At 73.4% G+C, this 6446-nt stretch carries 7 protein-coding genes; 2 read left to right on the top strand and 5 right to left on the bottom strand.

Translation table 11 applies throughout. From position 1 onward, the window contains the following. On the top strand, positions 1-512 hold a 512-nt coding region (locus tag GT042_RS21980; RefSeq protein WP_161310445.1), incomplete at its 5' end, for a uridine kinase. Between the two features lie 21 nt (positions 513-533). Here GT042_RS21980 and GT042_RS21975 read toward each other — a convergent pair. From GT042_RS21975 to GT042_RS21955, 5 genes are all read right to left on the bottom strand, one after another. After that, the gene (locus GT042_RS21975) at positions 534-740 is read right to left on the bottom strand and encodes a hypothetical protein (protein ID WP_161310444.1); all 207 of its coding nucleotides are present in this window, start codon (positions 738-740) and stop codon (positions 534-536) included. Between the two features lie 262 nt (positions 741-1002). Beyond that, a complete protein-coding gene (locus tag GT042_RS21970; RefSeq protein WP_202533411.1) occupies positions 1003-1899 on the bottom strand; it encodes a PfkB family carbohydrate kinase in 897 nt (298 codons plus the stop codon). A 77-nt stretch (positions 1900-1976) separates the two neighbouring features. Next, positions 1977-2885 (bottom strand): pseudouridine-5'-phosphate glycosidase, encoded by a 909-nt coding sequence (locus tag GT042_RS21965; RefSeq protein ID WP_161310443.1) that lies wholly within the window; start codon positions 2883-2885, stop codon positions 1977-1979. 97 nt (positions 2886-2982) lie between these two features. Continuing rightward, entirely contained in the window at positions 2983-4212 is a 1230-nt protein-coding gene (gene fdhA, locus GT042_RS21960; RefSeq protein ID WP_161310442.1) for a formaldehyde dehydrogenase, glutathione-independent, read from the bottom strand. A 144-nt stretch (positions 4213-4356) separates the two neighbouring features. Further along, the gene (locus GT042_RS21955; RefSeq protein WP_345943859.1) at positions 4357-5343 is read right to left on the bottom strand and encodes a glycerophosphodiester phosphodiesterase family protein; all 987 of its coding nucleotides are present in this window, start codon (positions 5341-5343) and stop codon (positions 4357-4359) included. Between the two features lie 297 nt (positions 5344-5640). Between GT042_RS21955 and GT042_RS21950 the strand changes: the two genes are divergently transcribed. Beyond that, on the top strand, positions 5641-6446 hold an 806-nt coding region (locus tag GT042_RS21950; RefSeq protein WP_161310440.1), incomplete at its 3' end, for an MHYT domain-containing protein.

The following is a 6446-nucleotide window of genomic DNA, read 5'->3' as shown; positions in this document are numbered from 1 at the left end:
CCGGCACGCCGGCCGCCGCGCTCGCCGACGCGCTGCGGCTGCGCGGCCGGTCGGTCCTCGTGATCGACACGGCGGGCTTCCTGCGCCCGGCGTCGCTGCGGTACGAGTACGGCCGCGAGGACCCCGACACGTACTACCACGGGTGGTTCGACACGGGCGCGCTCTGGCGCGAGGTCTTCGGCCCGCTGGACCCGGGCGGCAGCGGACGCGTCCTGCCCGACCTCTGGGACCCGGCCACGGACCGCGCGACCCGCAGCGCGCCCCTCGAACTCCCGCCCGGCGGCGTACTGGTGACGCATGGTCCGTTCCTGCTGGGCCACTGGTTCCCGTTCGACCTGACGGTGCACCTGAGCCTGTCCCCGAACGCCCTCCACCGCCGCACGAACGAGCCCGAACGCTGGACCCTCCCCGCTTTTGAGCGATACGAGAAGGAGGTCACCCCCGCCGAAACGGCCGACGTGGTGGTACGAGCCGACGACCCCCGCCACCCGGCCTGGGGAGGGCTTCCCTAGGGAGTGTCCGACCAATGATCGTCAGATCGTCATGCCGCCGGGGCGAGGGTTGCCGGGGCGAGGGTTGCCCTGGCGGGGTGGTCCGGCGATGCTGGCCCGGTGCCAGGGCAGCGGAAGAGGCGTCAGCGACAGGACCAGGGACGCCGGGCCGCCGGTGCGCCGGGTTTCGAGGCCGGCCGCTGGGAAGTGCTCTTCGAGACCCAGGAGGAGTCGGAGTGGCGGGCTCACCTGCGTGGCCTCCGGGCCGCCGGTGGAGAGATCGACTGGGCGATGACCCGGATCGACACCCTGTGCGGTCGGTCGAGCCGGCCGACCACCTGTCGGTTGAGCCTGTTCGTGCCGGATCCGGAGGTGGCCCCGGGGCGGAACGGATAGCGCCGCACGCGCGCCACCCGCGTGCGGCCGCGTCCGCGCGGCCCCCGAGGGACCAGGATTCGCACCACGTGGCCTCGCCCTCCGGGCGCGAACCGTGGCACTCCGTGGACGCACCCTAGTCCTCCTCCCGCCCCGCCCTCGCCGGTCGGCCCCCGGCCAGAGCCACCGCCTCCGCGCCCGCCCGGCAGCCCTCCTCCGCCGCCTCCGGCGGGTCCGCGCCCGCCAGGCGGGCTGCGAGGTACCCGCCCGTGAAGGCGTCGCCCGCTCCCGTCGAGTCGACGGGGCGCGTCGCGACCGGCGGCACGCGGGCCGTCACCTCGCCCGCCTCGGCCACCACCGCTCCCGCCTCGCCCAGGGTCACCACCGCCACCCGCCCCGGCCGGCTCAGCGCCGCCGCCGCCTTCCCGGCGTCCGCCAGGCCGGTGAGGAGCCGGGCCTCGTCCGCGTTGGGAAGAAGCGTTTCCGCGCCCTCGGTCGCCGCCAGGAAGCGCTCCACGCCCAGCTCCTCGACGAACGCCACCGACGCGGGATCCACGCTCACCGCGATGCCGCGCTCCCGCGCCGAGGCCAGCGCCGCCGCGGCGGCCTCCCGCCCGACCCCGGAGAAGTACAGATAACCCGACAGATGCAGCCGGCCGACCCCGTCCAGCAGCGACGGCGACCAGTCCTCGGCGGACAGCAGCACCGACGCGCCGCTGTCCGTGAGGAAGGTCCGTTCCGCGGAGGCGTCCACCAGCGAGATGACCGTGGCGGTCGCCACCTCGTCGTCCACGACGAGCCGCGCCCGCACCCCCGCGTCCCGCAGCGACGCCTCGTGCCACGCCCGCGCGTCCGTCCCCACCCGGGCCAGCAGCCGTACGTCCGCACACCCCCAACGGGCGGCCCAGCAGGCCGCGTTCGCCCCCGCGCCGCCCGGCAGGAGACGGATGTCGGCCGTCGTGTCCGTGCCACGCGCCAGCGGTGACCGGTAGCGCGCCACCACATCGGTGGCCACGTCCCCGACCACCAACAGCCCGCCACCGGACCCGGACCCGCCACCGGACCCGCCACCGGACCCCGATCCCCCGCCCGGCCCCGGGTCCCGCCCCCTCACCACGCCCCCGCGATCCCCGCCGCCAGCCGCACGTTCCCCCGTACCGCCGCCAGGTTCGCCTCCAGCGACGCACCCCCCGTCCCGCGCACCAGGCGGTCCAGCAGGAACGGCGTGACGGCCTGGCCCGTCACCCCCGACTCCCGGCACGCGTCGAGCGCCTCCGCCAGCACCCTGTCGTGCAGCTCCGGGTCCAACTGCTCCGACTCCGGTACGGGGTTGGCGACCACGATCGCCGCCTCCGGCCCGCCGAGCGCGTCCTGCGCGCGCATCACCGCCGCCACCTCGCCGGGCGTACGGACCGTCCAGTCGACGGGCTCGCCCGAGGACGACAGGTAGAAGCCGGGGAAGTACGACGTCCCGTACCCGAGGATGCCGACGCCCAGCGTCTCCAGCCGTTGCAGCGTCGCCGGCACGTCGAGGATCGACTTCACCCCCGCGCAGACCACCGTGATCCGGGTCCGCGCCAGCAGACGCAGGTCCGCCGACTCGTCCTGCGTCTCGGTCCACCCCCGGTGGACCCCGCCGAGCCCGCCCGTCGCGAACACCCGGATCCCCGCCCGCGCCGCGAGGAACGCCGTCGCGGAGACGGTCGTCGCCCCGCTCGCCCCCGCCGCGAGCGCCGGCGCCAGGTCACGATGGCCCAGCTTCCGTACGGAACTGTCCCCGGCGACCCGCTCCAACTGGGCCTTGTTCAGGCCCACATGGGCCCTCCCGTCCAGTACGGCCACTGTCGCGGGCACGGCGCCGCCGGACCGTACAAGCTCCTCCAGCTCTTCCGCCACCGCCAGATTGCGCGGGCGCGGCAGCCCGTGCGCGATGATCGTCGATTCCAGCGCGACGACGGGACGGCGCTCGGCGAGCGCGTCCCGTACCTCGGCGGACAGGTGCGTCGTGGTGTCTGACATGACCCCATCCCTGGCACGCGACGGGCCCGCGCAAACGTCCATGACGTCACACGGGCCCCATCAGCCTCCACTCACCCGGCTCACCCGGAGCGGGCGGTCAGGCCGCCTTCGCGTGGTCCAGCGCCCCGTTCGGGTTCAGCACGTACTTCCGGCTCACGCCCCGGTCGAACTCCTCGTACCCCTCCGGCGCCTCCTCCAGCGGGAGGACCGTCGCGTTGACCGCCTTGGCGATGTGGATCCGGTCGTGCAGGATCGCCATCGCCAGCGCCCGGTGGTACTTCATCACCGGCGTCTGACCGGTCGAAAAGGTGTGGCTCTTCGCCCAGCCGAGCCCCAGCCTGATCCGCAGCGTGCCGGACTGCGCGTCCGAGTCGATCCCCCGGGGGTCCTCGGTGACGTACAGACCCGGGATGCCGAGCGCGCCACCCGCCCTGACCACGCCCATCAGCGAGTTGAGGACGGTGGCCGGTGCGTCGTCGGAGCCCCGGCCGTGGGACTTGGCTTCAAAACCGACCGCGTCGATCGCCGAGTCCACCTCGGGAACGCCCAGGATCTGGGCGACCTGCTCCTCCACCGGGCCCTGGGCCAGGTCGATCGTCTCGCACCCGAAGCTGCGCGCCTGCGCCAGGCGTTCGGTGTTGAAGTCCGCGACGATCACCACCGCGGCGCCGAGCAGCTGGCACGCGGCAGCGGCAGCCAGTCCCACGGGACCCGCCCCCGCGACGTACACGGTCGAGCCGACGCCCACACCCGCCGTCACCGCTCCGTGGTAGCCGGTCGGCAGGATGTCGGTGAGCATCGTCAGGTCGAGCAGCTTCTCGCGGGCGGCCTCCGGGTCGGGGAAGCGCAGCAGGTTGAAGTCCGCGTACGGCACCATCACGTACCGGGCCTGGCCGCCGACCCAGCCGCCCATGTCGACGTAGCCGTAAGCTCCGCCGGCCCGGGTCGGGTTGACGTTCAGACAGATGCTGGTCTGCCCCTCCTTGCAGTTACGACACCGTCCGCAGGCGATGTTGAAGGGCACCGACACCACGTCACCGACGTTGATGAACTCGACGTCGGGGCCGCGCTCCACGACCTCACCGGTGATCTCGTGCCCGAGGACCAACCCCTCAGGAGCGGTCGTACGCCCGCGCACCATGTGCTGGTCGCTGCCGCATATGTTGGTCGCCAGTACCTTCAGGATGACCCCGTGCCGGCATTTGCGTCCGGCGTTCGCGGGATCCACCCCCGGGCCGCCCTTGAGTTCGAGTGTCGGGTATTCGGTGTTCCTGACCTCCACCTCACCCGGCTTGAGATACGTGAGTCCAGCGTTTCCCTCGGCCATGCCCGATCGCCGTCCCTTCGCCCTTCGGCTCTCCGCGTCCCGGCGGGCAACACGCCAACCGCGCGCGAAATCGCCCGTTTGCCGCATCTCCATCCACGGTAGGTCCGGTACCGAAGGCGGGCAAACAGGAGTAAAAGTTGCGAGTTACCCCGTGGTACGTGTACGGCTCCGGGTACGCTCCGTGCCCCGTCCCTCCACCGCGTCCCGCACCACGTCCGGCCTGTTGGTGATGATCCCGTCCACCCCGAGCGCCGCGACCCGCGCCGCGTCGGCGGCCTCGTCCACCGTCCAGGTGCTGACCCGCAGCGGCTTGCCGTGCGGGCCCTTCAACCGGTGCGCCGCGGCCACGTAGTCACCGGTGAGCGTCGCGTACGCCGGATTGATCTGGTCCGCGAACGCCGCGTACGACGGCAGATCGGCCACCGCCGGTGTCCCCAGGAAGCCCGTCGTGACGTCGGCCCGCTGCTCACGCACCGCGCGGAGGCTCGCCGCGCCGAAGCTCTGGACGACGAGCCTGTCCGCCACGTGCGCGCCGTCCAGCCAGCCCTCCTGCCGCAGCACGCGCAGGATGTCCGCCTCGATCCCGGGGTAGAGCTCGGGGCCCTTGATCTCCAGGAGCAGCTTCTGCCGGTTCTTCTCCACGGCGCCCAGATACTCCTTCAGCGTGGGCACCCGGACGCCCTCCCAGCGCGCGCCGAGCCAGCTCCCGGCGTCCAGCCGGGCGATCTCGGCGGCGGTGAAGTCCTTGACCTTCCACGGGGAGCGGCCCGGAAAGACCCGCTCCACGTCCGTCGTCCTGCTGAGCGTGGTGTCGTGGACGACCACCAGCTCCCCGTCCTTGGTCCGCTGGACGTCGTTCTCCACCCAGTCGATGCCCAGGTCGCCCGCCGCGTCGACGGCGGCGAGCGTGTTCTCCGGGGCGTAGGCGGACGCGCCGCGGTGCGCGATGACCAGGGGGACCTCTGCGGGCGCGCCGTTGCGCGGACCGGCGGAAGAGGTCGTGGCCGCCCCCGCCTGCGGTGTCGTGGCCGGCCCTGCCTGCGGTGTCGTGGCCGCCGCCGCGCAGCCCGGCAGGAGCAGCGCCGCGACGCCCAGCAGCGCGGCCGTCGTCACTGAGGTCCGTGCGTCCACGTGTACTCCTCGTCCCTGGGATCCCTGGTGTCCCTGCCGGTGCTCACGGCCGGCGGTCGCGATCGGCCCGAGGGTGACAGCCCCCGGCCAACGGGGAGCGGGCGAGACCCGGACGCCATGTGAAGGCATGGCGAGGGAAAGCCCTTTCCCGACCGCTTTTTTCGCCGTTTCCAGCTCAATGTCGACAAAACTCCGGGTAACTGTTTGCTTACGGGCCCGGCCGTCCTACCCTCGCCCCGAACCGGCGCTTCCGCACATGGAGCACATGGCGCACAAGGCGCGAAGGGGCATACCGCTATGCAGGGCACGATCGACGGATTCAGCCACGGTCCCGGCACCCTCGTGGCGGGCCTTCTGGTGGCCTGCCTCGGCGGCGCGCTCGGCCTGCTCTGCGCCGCGCGGTCCCTGCGCGCCTCGCGTCCCTGGAAGCCGGGCAGACTCGCACTGGGCGCCGCCGCCCTCGGCTCCGGCGTCTGGGGCATGTACCTCGTCACGATGACCGGCTTCGCCGTCGAGGGGATGCCGGTCGACTACGACAGGTTCACGACGCTCGCCTGCCCGGTCGTGGGAAGTGTGATGGCCGCCGCCGGGATCTTCGTCGTCGGCTACCGCGGGTCCACCCCGCTGGCCCTGGTCACCGGCGGTACCGTGACCGGCCTCTCCCTCGCCACCACCCACTACCTCGGCATGGACGCCGTCCGGCTGCCGGGCCGCCTCGAGTACGACACCACGACCGTGGCGCTCTCCGTCCTGATCGCCGTCGTCGGCGCGAGCGCCGCGCTGTGGATCGTCGTCTCCCACCGGGGGCTCGTGCCGGTCCTGGTCGCGGGAGCGGTGGTGGGCGGCGCGGCGACCGGGATGCACTACGCCGCGATGGCCGCGCTGCGGGTCCGGGTGGGCGGGACCGCCGACGGCTCCGCGAGCACCGCGCCGACGGGCTTCCTCGCCGCCCTGCTGATCGTCCCCGGGCTCGTCCTGCTGGTCACGGCCTTCGTCGTCCTGAGGGAGCCGCGCCGGGCCGCGCCCGAACGGCACGGCCCGGGACGGTCCGGGTCCGACCCGGCCGGACCGTGCGGGCATGTCGGCGTCCCCCGCCAGCGGAC

The organism is Streptomyces sp. SID3212 (assembly GCF_009865405.1).
Taxonomy (GTDB): Bacteria; Actinomycetota; Actinomycetes; order Streptomycetales; family Streptomycetaceae; genus Streptomyces.
The sequence above is the reverse complement of the archived record's forward strand: the minus strand, read 5'-3'. Positions and strand labels throughout refer to the sequence as shown.

Excerpts from the sequence above, each read along its gene's own strand:
- GT042_RS21965 (WP_161310443.1), bottom strand. The coding sequence starts at position 2,885 with ATGTCAGACACCACGACGCACCTGTCCGCCGAGGTACGGGACGCGCTC.
- fdhA (WP_161310442.1), bottom strand. The coding sequence starts at position 4,212 with ATGGCCGAGGGAAACGCTGGACTCACGTATCTCAAGCCGGGTGAGGTG.